Raw genomic sequence first — 16,324 nt, forward strand, 5'->3', positions numbered from 1 at the left:
CATGTTTTTGGAAGCAACGAAAAGAAGAAATCCTAAAATGATTGAAACGGCTATTCAGCTACATCAACAAGGAACGGTTTTACCAGATACCTACATTTTAGATTTAGATATGATTGAAGCGAATGCAAAGCAAATGCTTGAAGTTGCTAAGCAGCATCAAGTGGAATTATTTTATATGACCAAACAAATTGGGCGCAATCCTCTTGTAGCTAAAAAATTAGCTGAATTAGGGATGAGTCATGCAGTTGTTGTGGATTTTAAAGAAGCGCTTGTCATGATGGAGAATGGTTTACCAATTGGAAATGTTGGGCATTTAGTACAAGTACCACAGCATTTACTTGAAAAAATCATGATTTATGGTGCAAAATATATTACTGTTTACTCAATGGAAATGCTTGTAAGTATTCAAAAAATAGCGAAAAAGCTTGGCAAAAAGCAAGCTGTTCTGCTGAAAATGGTTGGTGAGGATGATCAATTATATCCAGGTCAATATGGTGGGTTTTTACTAGAAGAAGTGGCACAGCACTTTCCTGCGATGAAAGCTTGTGATTTTGTTGAGATTAAAGGTATTACCTCATTTCCTTGTTTCTTATACCAAGCGGATACCCATGAATTAGAAGCAACCCATAATGTCAAAACCATTCAACAAGCGAAAGCCTTATTTAGTGAAGCTGGCTTTAACTTAGCTGAATTAAATGTGCCATCTGCGACTTGTTCAAGAACGATTCCATTTATTCAATCATTTGGTGGGACACAGGGAGAGCCAGGACATGCATTGACTGGGACAACACCTATGCATGCATTAACTGATTTACCAGAAAAACCAGCGATGGCTTATATCAGCGAGATTTCTCATACATTTAAAGGTCAAAGTTATCTTTACGGAGGCGGTTATTACCGTAGAGGGCATTTAGAAAATGTACTAATTGATAACCAAGGAACCAGAACCCTAGGAAAGGTTGCCCCTTTTGCTGATGAAAACATTGACTATTATTTAGAAGTTGATGGTGAACAGCCTGTTGGCGCAACTGCTATTATGGCTTTTAGAACACAAATTTTTGTGACACGAAGCGAGGTTGCAGTTGTTTCAGGCATTCAATCGGGTAAACCAAAAGTAGAAGGTATTTATGACAGCCAAGGGAAATTTTTGAGAAGGTGAAAATATGGGAAGATTTATTGTCATTGTATTAGATAGTTTTGGTGTCGGCTATATGGCGGACGCAGCAGAGGTGAGACCACGTGATGTGGGTGCGAATACGGCATTACACATTATTGAAAAAAAGCCTGAAATTCAGATTCCGACTATGGAAAAATTAGGATTAATGAATGCGATTGGACAGGAAACAGAAGCGTTACATTTTTCTAAAGAGGCAATTATTGGAACTGCTAATTTAGCCCATCATGGCGCGGATTCATTTTTAGGCCATCAGGAGATTATGGGGACTACGCCTAAAATCCCTTTAATTGAACCCTTTCAAGCAGTGATTGATACAGTCGAACAACATTTGATTGAAGCAGATTATCAAGTGCGTCGTGTAGGTGAAGCAGGCGAGCCACAAATTCTAGTTGTCAATGAGTGTGCAACTGTCGGAGATAATTTAGAAACCGATTTAGGGCAAGTTTATAATGTTTCTGCTTGCTTGGATTTAATGCCTTTTGATGAAGTGAAGCAATTAGGTAGAACCGTTCGTGAAGTGGTCAAAGTTTCTCGAGTGATTACGTTTGGTGGGAGACAGATTACTTTAGATAATCTACTTGGTGCAAGAAAAATTAAACCAGGTGGCTTTGCAGGTGTTGATGCACCAGAGTCAGGTGTTTACTTGCATGACTACCATGTGATTCATTTAGGCTATGGCATTGATCCTGAAGTTCAAGTGCCGACAATCTTGGATCATGCGGGCATTACTGTTTCTTTACTTGGAAAAGCTGCAGATATTATTCAAACGTCTAGCAAACATTTATTTCCAGGCGTGGATTCAACTGAGTTATTTGATGACTTGGTAAGTGAAGTGAAGAAAATTAATGAAGGCTTTATTTGTTTGAATATTCAGGAAACTGATTTAGCGGGACATGCTGAGGATGTAGCGCGTTATGCAGATAGATTGGAACTGAGCGATAAACGGATTGCAGAAGTTATTTCTTTACTGAATACGGGGGATATTTTAATTGTGATGGCAGACCATGGGAATGACCCAACCATTGGACATAGTAACCATACGCGTGAACGTGTACCTTTAATGATTTATAGCAAAGGTTTAGCAGGAATTGAAGTAGGAGAAAGAGAAACAATGGCAGATGTAGCCGCAACTGCAGCGGATTATTTTGGTGTGAAGATGCCACAACATGGTCATTCTTTCTTGGATAAAATAATCAATCGTTCATAATAAGAATAGCCTAACGACCTGTTTTAACGAGGCGTTAGGCTATTTTTTCATTTCCTATTGACTTTGTTGCTGTCCGTCTTTCTTTGTAGCTGTTCTTTTTCTTTGGTTAAACGGCTGCCACCAATCACAATTACAACAGCTAGCAATCCAATGGTAAATAAAATACCTAAAATCATAAAGCTCATCAAGCGGTTCCTTTCTTTAAGCAATTGAGTAAGTTGAATTCAGAATTAAGGATGTGTTTACTTTGGCATATTTAATGAGTTCTGATAAAAGAACATTCATCTCATTAGTACTTTTTGAAGCACCTTTGACAATATAATTGGCTGTTCCAGTAATTGTATGAATTTCAATAATATCTGGAAAAGTAGTTAAAATGGTTTCAAATTTTTTGGTTGGAATCATTAATTGGCTAACTTCGATAAAATAAGAAATAGGTTTTCCCATTTTTTCTTGATCCACCATAATGGTAAATTCCTGAATAATTTTCTGTTCAACTAGCTTATTGATTCTTTCCTTCACACTAGGTCTGCTAAGGCAAACTTCTTTTGAGATGTCCACAATAGACAGACGTGCATTTTTTTGTAATAAAGTAATAATTTTGCTATCAATGGCATCCATTTAAGCGCCTCCCTCTATTAGATAGATTTATTATATAGTAAAAAGGGTTAAAATGATATGCGCCTACGAAATGTTCTTAAAAAGTTCATTTTTGCTTCATTTTGTAGGTTGAGCTAGTGAATTGTATTCATTTATTTATGGCAGATAGCTGTGACCGTATGTTAGATTTTAGGTAGTGAAATAAACTGAAGGAGTGAGATTATGCGTACATTTGAAACAACACAAGCATTTGCTAAAAAGAAGGATGAACAGGATCCTTTAGCAGCAATTAGAAACCGTTTTTGTATTCAAGAAGGTGTCATTTATATGGATGGGAACTCTTTAGGGATGTGTTCCGTAGATGCAAAAGAGGCATTATATGATGTGATTGATAAGTGGGAGAAGCATGGCATTGGTATTTGGGATATTGAAAATAGTAAATATTTTATGTACCAAAATGTCTTAGGGGAAAAATTAGCGCAGTTAATTCAAGCGAAGCCGGATGAAGTAACCGTGATGACCAATACAACGATTAATATTCATCAAGGAATTAGTACTTTTTATCATCCAACCAAAGAGCGGTATAAAATTTTAGTGGATGATATTAATTTTCCAACAGATCGATATGCGGTTGATAGCCAAATTCGATTAAAAGGTTTAGACCCAGACGAAGCGGTAAAAATTATTCATAGTCAAGATGAACGAACTTTAGATGAGGCAGCCATCATTGAAGGAATGACTGAAGATGTTGCGTTAATTTTATTGCCAGCTGTTTTATATCGTAGTGCGCAATTGTTGGATATGGAGCGTGTGACCAAAGCAGCACATGAGCGTGGCATTATTATTGGCTGGGATTTATGTCATTCAATTGGTGCAGTTCCTCATGATTTTAGTAAAATCCAACCAGATTTTGCTGTTTGGTGTAATTATAAATATTTATCTGCTGGTCCAGGTGCGATTGCAGGTTTTTATATTAATGAGCGTCATTTTGAAAAAGAACCAGGTTTAGCAGGCTGGCAAGGGAATAAAAATGCGACCCAATTTAAGCTGTTACAAGCCTTTGATCATGAGCTAAATGCCCATGGCTGGCAAACAGGAACCCAGCCACTATTTTCAATGGCACCATTAGAGGGCGTCTTGAATATTTTCTTAGAGGTAGGAATGGAAGCTATTCGTACGAAATCATTGGATATTACTGCTTATCTGATGTTTTTAGCAGATGAGCATTTAACGAAGCTGGGATATGAAATTGGGAATCCTCGTGAAGACAGTCGCAGAGGCGGTCATGTATCATTAGAGCATCCGGAAGCTTATCGTATTTGTAAAGCTTTAAAAAATCATCAAGTCGTGCCAGATTTTAGAGAACCAAATGTGATTCGCTTAGCACCAATCGCTCTTTATACTTCTTATGAGGAAGTTTATCAGCTTGTAGAAATTTTAGCGGATATTGTAAGAAATAAAGAATATTTGGATTATAGTGAAGAACGAACCTTGGTGGTTTGATAACTAAATGAGGAAAGATACAATAGATAGATACTATTGTATCTTTCTTTTTTTATTTTTTTACAAGCAAATTATCGATGCTATATAAAGAGGATTTATCATAAATGGAAGACTAAAATTGATGCACATGATATGATTGGCAGAGAGAGGATTGACACATTTTGACACAAATTGTCATTATCTTGCCTTTGAATAGTCGAAGGATGGATAGTAAGATTTCTATGTAAGGATAATAAAGTTGGGCGTTTTTAGATCGTGTCAAAATGTTGATAAATCAAGGAGGATAAAAATGAATAAGAATAAAATTGGAAAAATAGGTCTGATTGGAATGGTCTGTATCCTTATTTTTTCTCAAACCAATTTATCAGTTTTAGCCATGTTTAATACAACTGAAAGTGAAACAGAGAAACCACTTACGGTTGAGGAACAAACAGAGACTTTTATAGATGATGAAAAAGTAGAAAATCAGGAAAGTGTAACAGGGGAAGAAGCTGAAGCTGAATTACCTTCAGATGCAGAAACAGAAGTAGTTGAAGAAGCTTCAGATTTAGTCAAAGATCTAAAAACAGTAGGCTTTTCTTTAGAAAGCAGCCTAGATAAAAATACGCTTGATTTAGATGCGACAAGTGTGAATGATCAACAAGTAAAAGTAACATTTAATATCACACATCTAGATACAACAAGTAAGCTAAATAATGGTGTCTTAGTGATTGATTTTTCAGATACGAATTTAGTCTTAGTTGAAAATTCTTATCCGACTTCAAGCACATCAATCAAATCAGCAACCTACTCTAAAAGTGAAAAGAAATTAACCGTTACATTTAAAGATAACATTAATGGCAGCTTTGATTTTCCTTTCTTAGTAGAAGCAAGTATCGTGGCTAAAACGGGTGACCAGTATCAAATAAAAGCGACGATGAATGGTACTAATGCAGCAGGAGAAGCCTATACAGAAGTGAAAAATGAGACTGAAAAAATTGCCATCACTGGTACAAGCAAAGACTACATAGAAGCTGATAGTGAATCTATCAAAAAATGGAAGTTAAATAGTAGTTTTGCTAATCCTAGTGGTTATCCAGGTCAATATTTAGACCAATATGCAGCGATTGCTTCGGGCTCTATGCTTCATTTTACAAATCTAAAGGTTGAAAAAGATTATAATGGCTTGAAATCTTGGCAAACGCCGAGAGAAATGTCTGTTATTGCGACAGGTAATAAAGGTGAAGTGATTCAAGATGATGACGAAAAGAAAATTGCTTTATTTGGTGAGCAAAACTTGGAAAAAATCAGTCTATTCGATTCCTCTAATATACCATTAGATGTGGCAGCAGGTACCTATTCAGTTACCTATCATATTTATAATGACGATATTTATTTATTTTCAATTACCAAAAAAACAGTGGTTAAAGAAGCAGGAACAGTTTTAACTTATCTATCAAATGCTCTTGGAAATCAAAAAATAGGAACGCAAGATAAATTTAATTGGAAGTATCGACTTCATGCTTCCGGTGGACCAGAGCTACCTAAAAATATCACAATGACTTTTAAAATTCCAGAGGGCGTTCAGCTGTTAACTTATGGTATTGAATCAACGATGACTGTTGGTAAATTAGAATATGAACAAAATAATACAGGAAATTGGCAAGTTGTACCTAATAATACCGTTGACTTTTCAACCATTGAAAACCTTACAAGGTTACGTGTAACGGCAAAAGATGGGACACTAGCCCCTCCTTCTTTTGGAAATATTAGATTACAAAATGTCAGTGTTCCAGCTGGTTCTGATATTCATTTAATCACGGAATCTATTCAATATACAGATACATTTGGTGAGACGCATGATCTTGTTCAAGAAACAGAGAATGCTGCATTTGATGTGACTGTTCAAGTAACAGATACCTCGCTGAATGAGGGAGCATCAAGAATCAGTACAGCTGTGACACCTTTATCTGATCGCGCCAAGTTTCCTGAGAATCCAATCTATAATGGTTTTTCCTATTCAGAAGCCCTTAAAATTGGCGCAAGACAAGGAGAACCCTTTAGTCAACCATATGCCTTTATGATTTTACCAAAAGGTTTTGTTGTGTCTCAAATTCCTTTTAATTATATTGGAACGAATATGTTGACAGGTCTTAATATTTTAGATGTACGATTGCCTTACTATAGTAATCCTTCTTCTCCTGGTCAAGGAAAGATGGAAAGGAAAACTTTATCAGATGGTCGCACGATTCAATATGTTGTTGCACCAGACACTGAGCTACAAGGAACCGCAGCACATCTTGAATACTTATTAGGTGGCTTTACAATCAGAGCCGAAAATGCAAAAGCAGGAGATTATCAAATTGAATATGGGATGGGATCTCTGACTCAAGATGACTATGAGGTAGTTGAAGCCAATGGTTTAACAGAAGAAACCTTACCCGCTGAAATTAAAGAGGTTTTAGGGGCTAAAGCGAATAGCTATTTAACCATGTCTAAACCGATTACAGTTGGTGCTTTAAATGGTGTTTCAACTGAAGCGGCGATTAAAGGAAGTGAAAATCCAGATTTCCTTGATGGCACAGCCAAAACGGCTTCCTCTATGCCAGGTAGAACAGTTGATTATCGTTATACCATTACAAATAATGGTACACAAGGAATTCATAATTTTGAAATGATTGATATTTTACCACATTTAAACGATACCTTTATTACAAATAACAATGCTAGAGGCTCTGAATATGCAGTGAATGCAACAGACTCTATTCAGGTAGCTGTTAATGGTAAAAATGCAGGAGCTACTTTAGAATATGCTACGACTTATACACCAGCAAGATTTGATGGTGCAGGTGCAGATGTCCCAGGAGATAAGTGGTCAACCACTAAACCTGCAGATATTACAAAAGTAAAGGCCATTCGTGTTGTGTTAACACAGCCATTAGAACCAGGTGATAAGGTTACCCTTTCTTATACAGGAATTTTACCAGTTGATGCGCCAAGAAATGGTGAAATTGCAAGTAATACGATTGCTTATCGAGGAAATATTCAGAATAACGAGGGGCAAAGTATTAGTACAACTGCCTTAGAATTGTCTAAAACCAATGTGGCAGCAGTCGCGCCTGTTAATGATGGTGCTTTATCTGGAAATATTTTTATGGATTTAAACAAAAATGGGAATAAAGATACCAATGAGCCTGGCTATAATGGGGTTAAAGTGGAATTGTTTAAAGCAAGTGATTTAACAAAACCAATGGCAACTACTACCACAACACCAGCTGGAACCATTCAAGGTGCCTATAGCTTTATTGACTTACCATATGACAACTACAAGATTCGTCTAACTTTACCTAAAAATGCCACATTTATTCAAGATGGACTTTCTGGTTTAGAAATTGATGCACAAGATGAAACTTATGCTTGGGTGAAAAAGAATGATAAAACCACCTTTACTTTATCAGATATTTCAGGTGTTGGTACAAAGACTATCGCTGATTTAGATGCAGCAATTTATGCAACAACGCCATTAAATGGGAAAGTTGTTTTCGTAGATAAAGAAGGTCACGTTGTAGAAGGTGCAACTTATGGGGCTAACTATGAAGTAAGCTTAGAAAATGCAGCTGGAAAAGAAATTGCAACAACTAAAGCGGATGCTGAAGGGAATTATGAATTTCTTGATTTAGTGATCCCAGCGAAGGCTGATTATCAAGTCGTCTTTAAAGCCCCAGCAGATGCTACCTTTGTATTCTCTGATAAAAATGCGAAGACAACTGGTAAGCTAGCTATTCAATTAATACCGGGAGAAGGTATTGGCGCAAATGATATCAGCGATATTTACATTACAGATACAGATTTGCCAACAGGAGAAATTGTTTTTGATGAAGGAAAAGGACTTGATCAAGCATTTAATCCAACAAAAGCAACGATTACACCAGCTGATGAAACAACTAGTACGACTTTTGTTTGGGCGCTTAAAGATGCGAGTAACAAAGTACTTTATACGGGCACAAATGCCACGATTACCAGTCAATTAGGTTATTTATTAAGTGATAAAAAAGATGGTGTCTATACATTAGAGGCTATCGTGACAGATGCAGCGCTAAATACTGCAACCATCACTAAAACATTGACCGTTTTAACAACGAACCCTGAGCTGATGGTAGAAAAAGATGCTGATACATTAGAATTTGGAGAGCCAAAATTAACAAAAGCTACTATTTTAGCTCGTTATGGCGTCACTGCAAAAGACTGTTTAGGAAATGACATCACTGAAGCAGGATTTACCATTGATGATTCAGAAGTTCATTACAATCAATTAGGCACCTATTCGATTAAAGTTACTGTTAGTGATCAAGCGGAAAACAAACAAACGAAAGAGCTTACCATAACGATTGTAGATACCTTAGCACCAACTGTATCGGCGAAAACAAATCCAATCACTTTAAATACTAATGAAGCAGCTTATCAAAACTTAACAGAAGCTTCATTATATGAATTGGCAACGGTCACTGCAGTTGATCAGTTTGATGGGACTGAAAATGCTTGGTCAGCTAAAAATATGACCTTTACGTCTAATTTCAATAAAGCAGATTTGACACCAAGCTTGACAGGAGAAAATCATGTTGTTGAAATCACTGCAACCGATTCAAATCAGAATCAATCAGTTGTTTTCTCTTTAAATGTGATTGTAATAGATGATACTGCACCTACCTTTAAAGTAACGGATCAAATCTATACTTTAGGGGAAACAAGTACAGAAGAGCAATTTAAAGAAAAAGCACTTAGTGAAATCAAGGATGATTATAATCAACCGCAAGACTTAATCATTACAACTACTTTTGATCAAGTAGACTTTGAAACACCAGGAGACTATCCAGTAGAAGTTACGATTAGTGATGCTGCTGGTAATCAAACAATGCAGCAAGTGATGGTGAAAGTCATTGCAGCACCAGTAATCGTAGCAAATGAAACGATTCAATATGAAGTGAAAAGTGCTAAAAATGAAGCAGACTTTTTACAAGATGCAGCAGTTTCAGTTTCAACAAGACCAGAAGGTGGCACTGTTACAACGACAACAGACTTTACTCAAACAGTTGATTTCAATCAGCTTGGAGAATATGTAGTGACCATTACAGCGGTAGATGAAAATCAGTTAACAGCTACCAAAGAAGTCAAGGTTAACGTAGTAGATACCACTAAACCGGAGATTAGCCAAGAGACTGTACAACAAGTCACCTATGATTTAGGTCAAACAATAGATCAAGCTCAATTATTAAAAGATAGTTCATTCTCAGCTACAGATAATTATACAGCTTCTGATCAGTTGGTGATTACAAGTGATTTAGCGTCAGCTGTAGATTTTGCCAAAGCTGGAGTGTATCCAGTAAACGTAACAGCTACAGATGAGTCTGGTAATATCAGTGAAGCCTTGACGATTCAAGTGGTTATTTTACCAGAAGGCTATGTGGTACCAACACCAACCCATCCCGAAGCAATTAAAGCATCGAATTTCATTGTAAAAGAAGGAGAATTGGACGGTTTAACAGCTGAGCAATTGATTGAAAAAGGACAAGCAAGTGCGATTAAAACAGATGGTAGCCAAACACCTGTCGCTGTTACCGATGCAGTATTTTCAAAACCAAGTGTGACAGGACCAAATGTCATCACTTACACAACTGCAAATGGAAAAACAAGCTATCAAGCATATGCGGTAGCTTCAAATAAACAAATTGTTCAACTAGTACCTGGTTTTGCAGTGGCTATGAATAAAGGAAGAACAACAACTTCTCAGTATCACCTATTAACACAAGCAGAAAAGCTAGATTTCTTTAAGGTAGACCAATGGCCCTTGCCTGATTTAAACCAACAATCATTGGTTAAACTCGTACAAAATATTGTGATGCCAAAAGCAATTGGTGATTTAATCATGATTGATGATTCAGCTGTCAAAGATGAAAAAGAAGGAACTTATCCAGTTGTGATGAAGTTTGATAATGGGGTAGGCGGTACATTTGATGTGACAACCTACGTATTAATCATTAAAGATGGTGCAAAAGTGTCTGATGATAGCTTATCTGAGGTGGTAATGGCAAGTGATTTCACCATTAAAAAGGATGAGGTCGCACAATTAACCCCAGAAATGATTCGTGAAAAATCAAGTGCAGATGCATGGGCACAATATCAACTAGAAGCAGATGGTTACAATCAACGTGTTGCTTATGAGATAGATAGTAGCCAAGTTTTACCAAAATCAGGGACCTATCCGATTACACTTAAGTCTCAAAATAGTGATACATTGACCATTTATGTAACGGTTGCACAAGAAGATGAAGTGATTGTAGATCCAGCAACTGGAGAAGCGATGAGTGCTAATCATGTCACGATTTATAGAACAGAAGTTGCTACATTAACAGAAGCAAAAATGATTCAATTAGCTGCCGCTCGTGCTTGGACAACAGATGGTAATAATACAGAGGTCGCTATTACAAAGGTTGATTTTACTGCAGTCCAACCAGAAGCTGGTGTTTATTTTGTCACATTTGAAACAGCAAAAGGCACAACTATTTCAATTCCTGTAACTGTTGTGATTGATCCAATTGCAGAAGGGATTTGGAAAATCGAAGCGGAGGATATTGAATTTACTGTTGAAGAAGTGAAAGCATATAAAGCCAAAGGTACATTTGAGCAGGAGGTGTTAACTCGTAGTAAAGTCAAAGCTTGGGATAGCGAAACAGGTACGTTATTTACACCAATTGAAGTCGATTTAAGACAACTAGCGACTTTAAATGCAGCAGGAACTTATGATGTTGGCTTTACGTATACAGCTGAAACGACAGAAAATATGGTCACCAATCAACTACAAACACAAATTAATGTGGTTGTAACTGATGAACAAGCTGCGCCTTTAGCTGAACAAGAAAATAGTTCAGTTAATAAAGAAGAACAGTTACCTCAAACAGGGGAACAGCAAACAAATTATTTATGGATTGGATTAAGCTTAATTGTGATTTCAGGCTTTGTCTTTTATCCAAGCTATCAAAAAAGATTGAAACGTTAATGAAAGCTATTTTTCTAGTAGCGTCTTTATCGAAAGATGTTACTAGAAAATAGTAAAAGGAAGAAAACGGAAAAATGGTTAAACAATAGGATAAGCTTCATAGTATGAAAAAAATAGTAGGGTGGGAATGTTTCCAAACTACTATTTTTCTCATATTATGAATCGTTTGGGAAGTTATGACATCAAAATATCTTTTGTGAAATATGATGTATTTGAACTTTATTTTAAATAATTCCTATGCTATGATTGGGTTATAAACTATATGTATATCTTATTTTAGAAAGAGGGATAAAAAAAGTGGACCGTATATTACTAGTAGATGATGATCCAGATTATCAACTTGTTATCAAAGAATTGCTTGAATTAGAAGGCTATGAAGTTTCTTTAGCTGAAAGTGCTGCACAAGGGCTAATTTTGTTTAAAAGTCAGGCTTTTGATTTAGTGATTAGTGATTTAAAAATGGTTTCAATAGATGGACTCCAATTTCTTTCCTTATTAAGAAAAGCAGATCATCAATTAAAGGTTATCATTCTAACAGGCTCGGATGATGATGACGATGAGATAAAAAGTATTGAATTAAATGTAAATGACTACATAAAAAAAACAACGTCTATGAAGGTACTACTTAAAAGAATTGAAAAAGTATTATCTGAAAAAAACACTCTGGTAGAAGAACTTTTTTCGGAATCAGAGAAATTAAGAATGGATTTACGCAGAAGAAAAGTGTATAAACGAAATGAAATCGTAGAATTGACCTTTAAAGAGTATGAGCTGCTGTTATTTTTTATGCAGAATAAAAATACGATTTTATCAAGAGAGCGTATTATTCAAAAAGTGTGGCATGTCAATGAACAATATGTCGATTCAAGGATTGTAGATACACAGATAAAACGCTTAAGGGCAAAGCTTCGCATCTCCTGTATCTATTCTATACGAGGTATTGGTTATGAATGGTTTGAATAAAACGTTTAGAAATTACCGTTGGCGTAAATTCTTTTATGTGTTAAGTGGGATTTATGCAGTGATTGTGATTTTACTAGTCTTGGTATCCTATCAAGTACCTGAAATTTATCAAAACATAGAGCAGCAGCGTGCAATAACAATTAAGGAAGTCCTTGATGATTGTATTAAAACAAATGAGCCATCAGAATTAACAACAGCCTTAGCTCAAATAAAAGAGGATGAAGCCATTGATTTTGCTGTTGTTAGTGAAAATAACTTTAGTTATAGTACCGTCCCCAGCTTAGATTTTGCTGCGTTAAATGATTGGATTGATGAACGGACATTAAGTTATCATGGTGTGTATAAAATTGAAACTCAAACAGCTGATTATCAGGTTTGGTTGGCTATTTATCGGATGGAGCCCCAAGCCTTTTTTGGTAAGCTCATTATCTTTTTAATGCTCAGTGTGATGGTTCTATTTGCAATTGTGACCTTATTGATGATGATGATGTTTAAAAATTTAGTTGCCCCCATTAAAAGACTCAGAGATAATATTTTTAAATTAAAAACGTATCAGCTATCAGCTGTCTCTAAAGAAAAGGAAATCACTGAATATGATGCATTGTCTAAGGAGTTAAGTGAGTTTACGGATGACCTTCAAGGAAAAATGGATTCTATTGGTGTCAAGTATACAACCTTGGAAAAAGAATTGCAGGCAAACCGTGAACAGTCAATTTACAAACAGCGACTTGTGAATGCGATGATCCATGATTTGAAAACCCCTTTAAGTATCTCGAATATTCAAGTAGAAATGGCTAGGAAAGAGTTAGGTATGGATGCTGCGCCAGCACGTCTGGACAAAATCGTAGAAAAAAATGCTGAAATGTTGGATGAAATTAAAGAAGTATTGAATTTAATTCATACCAATGATATTGCAACAAATGTCAAACCTGAAAAGCTAGATATGATTAAAATGATTCGAGAAACATTAAGACGCTTTGCCCCTGTTTTTGAGCAAAGAGATATTCAATATAGTGTGGAATCACCTAGAAAATTATATGTTTTAATGCGCGCAATCGAGTTGAGACAAATCCTTTATAATGTGATTTCTAATGTGAGTCAGTATACAGATAAAGGGGGAGAATTTGAATTAAATATTTATGATGAGGCAGAAGAAATCATCATTGAGGCCTATAATGATAATGCAGATAGCCAAAATATTGATTTTGAACATGTCTTTGATTTGTTCTATTATACTAAAGCAAATGGAAATTCCGATAGTACAGGAGTGGGGATGTATACCATTAAAAAGATGGTGGATGGTTATGGTGGAACTTGTACATTTATACCGAAAGATGGAGGGGTTTCACTATCTATTTACTTACCAAAGAAGATAGTAGGTGTCCATGATGAGTAAAAAGATCTCCTTCCTTTTTTGTTGCATAGGCTTTATTGTGTTTACCTTGCCTTTTTTTGGACAACCCGTTTTTGCTGAAGAGACAGGTAAAATTTATCCATCCGAGGAAGCCGCTGTACAAGCCGAAATGGCAGCACTTGAAAATAGAATTGAAACACCAGGAACTTATCCGATTCTTTTAAGATTCAAAAAAGATGAAAAAGTCATTCAAACAACGATTTACTGTACAATTAGAGGGAAAAATACCGTTATTTCTGATGGAGTAGCGATTGATGCAAATGATGGTGTGGTAACAATTGAACAAATTGAACAACTGAGCAAAGCTGATTGGATTAGCTTAACCAATGCTCATGCTTGGAAAATAAGTGATGGGCAACCTCTAACAGTTAAAGCAGTTGAAACACAAGCTGTGAAAAAGAAAGTTGGGCGTTATCCTATTTCATTTCAAACAATAGAAGGTGTCCAAACAACGGTAATGATTACAGTTGTTGAAGATGTTTCAGCGATGTATCATAAAAACAATGCTGGTAATTGGTTTGAAAAAATAATGGATTATTCTAAAGAGCCATTGGACTACTTTGATCGCTTATTTTTAACTTTAATTCGTTTTACCTTACTGTTCTTGTTATTACTTCCGTTATTTGCATTAGTCATTCAATATTTTTTTGCAACAAAATTAGTGAAGCAAGTCGTTGCATTGGTCAAAAAATAAAATAAGGGTGGAGCCAAACGGGCTTTACCCTTAAATGTTGATTGGAAGCAACTAATAGCTGTGCATCTATAAATGGCTATATATAGGGATATTACTGTCTAAAAGGATCATATATCCTAAAAAAAATGACATCATGATTCTCTTGAAAAGTAATAAGTATGCACACTTTTTGATAAAAACTTGTTTTTTTCATTCATTTCTTATTTTTATCTCTTATTTTTATTGTGTATTCGCTTAAACATGAACATCGAAAAAATAGTGTCAGTATAAAAAAATAAATTTTTTTTTTATTATTAGCATGTTTTAATTTAAGGAGGTTAAAACAAGTTTCTTTTTTTGTTTGTTTTTAGTTGAAAGTAAACACGGGAAAATCTTGTAACTGTAACACTTTGTAGTGATTGACAGGGGTTCTTAAATCGCTATAATATAATGTGCAAGTAACATTTGTTACTTGCATCCAAAAAATGCTATGCTTTTATTAGGTATGACGAAACTTCGAAATGTTGATTTATCAATATTTTGAGGTTTTTTTGTTTGCGTTTCATCTGAAAATAAAAATAACAAATGTTTTTTGCACAAACGGAATCAGTATTTTATTATACAAATCTAGCTTTTTTCGTGGCGTGTGGTACTTTAGTCACAACACCTATTTTTTGAAAAAAGAGCGCCTTTAGAACGATAAAAAAGACAAAATTACCTAATAAAAATGAACCAATAAAAAGACAGCTTAATCTTTTGGTAGGAGGAGGTCATTTTATGAAAATTCAGCAACCCCCCATTTTAATCATTGGACCACAAGTTTTTCAAAAAAAACGAAAAGATTCTCCTAACCAACTAGAGCTATTACAGCAGTTGTGGTCACAGTATGAAGCAATCGACGATGTCACATTCTACGCACGCTTGCATCAGCTAAAACAAATGTTACATTCACTACATCCAGACTGGTCAAAAGATCAGCTGGCAGAAGCCCTTCTTTGGAAAATGCGTTCTGAAATTGCCTTAGCCTATAATCTAGCTTTTTATGAAGGGACATTAAAGTTTAATCCTCAAAAAGCAGCAAATGTTCCACCAGTGAAACATGGAATGAGCGTATTGTATCAACTCTCACATCAAGAACAGCCGCAAGAAAATACGTTTGCTTTAGGTGCTTTTCTTGCGCAATCGAACGATTTATTCACCTATTCTTATTCAGCGTTTATTGAAGCATTGTTAACTGAGCAACAACGCCCTTACCGTGTTTACACTAGAGAAACGGATGTATTAGAAGAGGGGGAAGGGGCGCATTTGTACAAAATCCAAGGTTCCGTTGGAACACCGGAATCCTTAGTTTTTACAGCAGCAGACCATGAAGAAAATCAAGCATATGAAACAGTCATTTTTTCAAAAATAGCTGAATTAGCCAAGCATCATCCGCTTATCTTTTTAGGATATGGCAAAGAGGATCGAGAATACCAACACATGATGAAGGGCGTTTTAGCCGCAGCTTCTGAGCAAATTCAGTCCTTAGTGGTTGTCAACTTTGAAACAGAAGCAACAAAAATGCTTCAAAAACAATATGTAGATGATCAGACAGGGCAAGAAATTCGTGTCATTGAATCTACTGATGAAGCAAAAGTATTTGAAACACTCACCCATGATTACTTTAAAGATGTAACAGCGGGCGTTACGAATCAAAAAAACGAAGCAGAAGAAAAAACAACAGCACTCATTCAAACAATTGAAACTTTCTTGGA

General features: G+C 35.7%; 10 protein-coding genes. 8 read left to right on the forward strand and 2 right to left on the reverse strand.

Translation table 11 applies throughout. The features are described from left to right. Window position 1: 1 nt before the first annotated feature. On the forward strand, window positions 2-1,159 hold the full coding sequence (locus tag BMW29_RS12785; protein ID WP_092653992.1) for a YhfX family PLP-dependent enzyme: 1,158 nt from the start codon (window positions 2-4) through the stop codon (window positions 1,157-1,159). A 4-nt stretch (window positions 1,160-1,163) separates the two neighbouring features. Then, the gene (locus tag BMW29_RS12790; protein WP_092653994.1) at window positions 1,164-2,384 is read left to right on the forward strand and encodes a phosphopentomutase; all 1,221 of its coding nucleotides are present in this window, start codon (window positions 1,164-1,166) and stop codon (window positions 2,382-2,384) included. Window positions 2,385-2,431: 47 nt separating this feature from the next. On the opposite strand, the gene BMW29_RS14040 is transcribed toward BMW29_RS12790, so the two are convergent. After that, window positions 2,432-2,569, reverse strand: coding sequence for a hypothetical protein (locus BMW29_RS14040; RefSeq protein WP_177165786.1), 138 nt, complete (start codon window positions 2,567-2,569; stop codon window positions 2,432-2,434). Window positions 2,570-2,585: 16 nt separating this feature from the next. Next, window positions 2,586-3,005: an Lrp/AsnC family transcriptional regulator gene (locus tag BMW29_RS12795; RefSeq protein ID WP_092653996.1), complete on the reverse strand. Its 420-nt coding sequence runs from the start codon at window positions 3,003-3,005 to the stop codon at window positions 2,586-2,588. Window positions 3,006-3,206: 201 nt separating this feature from the next. On the opposite strand from BMW29_RS12795, the gene kynU reads away from it, so the two are divergent. The 6 genes from kynU to BMW29_RS12825 all read left to right on the forward strand — a co-directional run. After that, a complete protein-coding gene (gene kynU, locus BMW29_RS12800; RefSeq protein WP_092653998.1) occupies window positions 3,207-4,487 on the forward strand; it encodes a kynureninase in 1,281 nt (426 codons plus the stop codon). A 289-nt stretch (window positions 4,488-4,776) separates the two neighbouring features. After that, window positions 4,777-11,520, forward strand: coding sequence for a LapB repeat-containing protein (locus tag BMW29_RS12805; protein WP_092654000.1), 6,744 nt, complete (start codon window positions 4,777-4,779; stop codon window positions 11,518-11,520). A gap of 297 nt (window positions 11,521-11,817) precedes the next feature. Further along, window positions 11,818-12,483 carry a response regulator transcription factor gene (locus BMW29_RS12810; RefSeq protein WP_177165787.1) on the forward strand — a complete coding sequence of 222 codons (666 nt, stop codon included), beginning with the start codon at window positions 11,818-11,820 and terminating at the stop codon, window positions 12,481-12,483. Then, a complete protein-coding gene (locus BMW29_RS12815) occupies window positions 12,467-13,879 on the forward strand; it encodes a sensor histidine kinase (protein ID WP_092654004.1) in 1,413 nt (470 codons plus the stop codon). The genes BMW29_RS12810 and BMW29_RS12815 overlap by 17 nt, the downstream gene beginning before the upstream one ends. Next, window positions 13,872-14,591 carry a hypothetical protein gene (locus BMW29_RS12820; protein WP_092654006.1) on the forward strand — a complete coding sequence of 240 codons (720 nt, stop codon included), beginning with the start codon at window positions 13,872-13,874 and terminating at the stop codon, window positions 14,589-14,591. The genes BMW29_RS12815 and BMW29_RS12820 overlap by 8 nt, the downstream gene beginning before the upstream one ends. Before the next feature lie 756 nt (window positions 14,592-15,347). After that, window positions 15,348-16,324, forward strand: a 977-nt coding sequence (locus tag BMW29_RS12825) for an SIR2 family protein (protein WP_143047375.1), incomplete at its 3' end; no start/stop codon positions are given.

It is taken from the genome of Isobaculum melis (assembly GCF_900111355.1).
GTDB classification, from domain to species: Bacteria; Bacillota; Bacilli; order Lactobacillales; family Carnobacteriaceae; genus Isobaculum; species Isobaculum melis.

Coding starts and splice junctions, on each gene's coding strand:
- BMW29_RS12790 (WP_092653994.1), top strand. CDS start 1,164: ATGGGAAGATTTATTGTCATTGTATTAGATAGTTTTGGTGTCGGCTAT.
- BMW29_RS14040 (WP_177165786.1), bottom strand. CDS start 2,569: ATGAGCTTTATGATTTTAGGTATTTTATTTACCATTGGATTGCTAGCT.
- BMW29_RS12795 (WP_092653996.1), bottom strand. CDS start 3,005: ATGGATGCCATTGATAGCAAAATTATTACTTTATTACAAAAAAATGCA.
- kynU (WP_092653998.1), top strand. CDS start 3,207: ATGCGTACATTTGAAACAACACAAGCATTTGCTAAAAAGAAGGATGAA.
- BMW29_RS12805 (WP_092654000.1), top strand. CDS start 4,777: ATGAATAAGAATAAAATTGGAAAAATAGGTCTGATTGGAATGGTCTGT.
- BMW29_RS12820 (WP_092654006.1), top strand. CDS start 13,872: ATGAGTAAAAAGATCTCCTTCCTTTTTTGTTGCATAGGCTTTATTGTG.
- BMW29_RS12785 (WP_092653992.1), top strand. CDS start 2: ATGTTTTTGGAAGCAACGAAAAGAAGAAATCCTAAAATGATTGAAACG.
- BMW29_RS12815 (WP_092654004.1), top strand. CDS start 12,467: ATGAATGGTTTGAATAAAACGTTTAGAAATTACCGTTGGCGTAAATTC.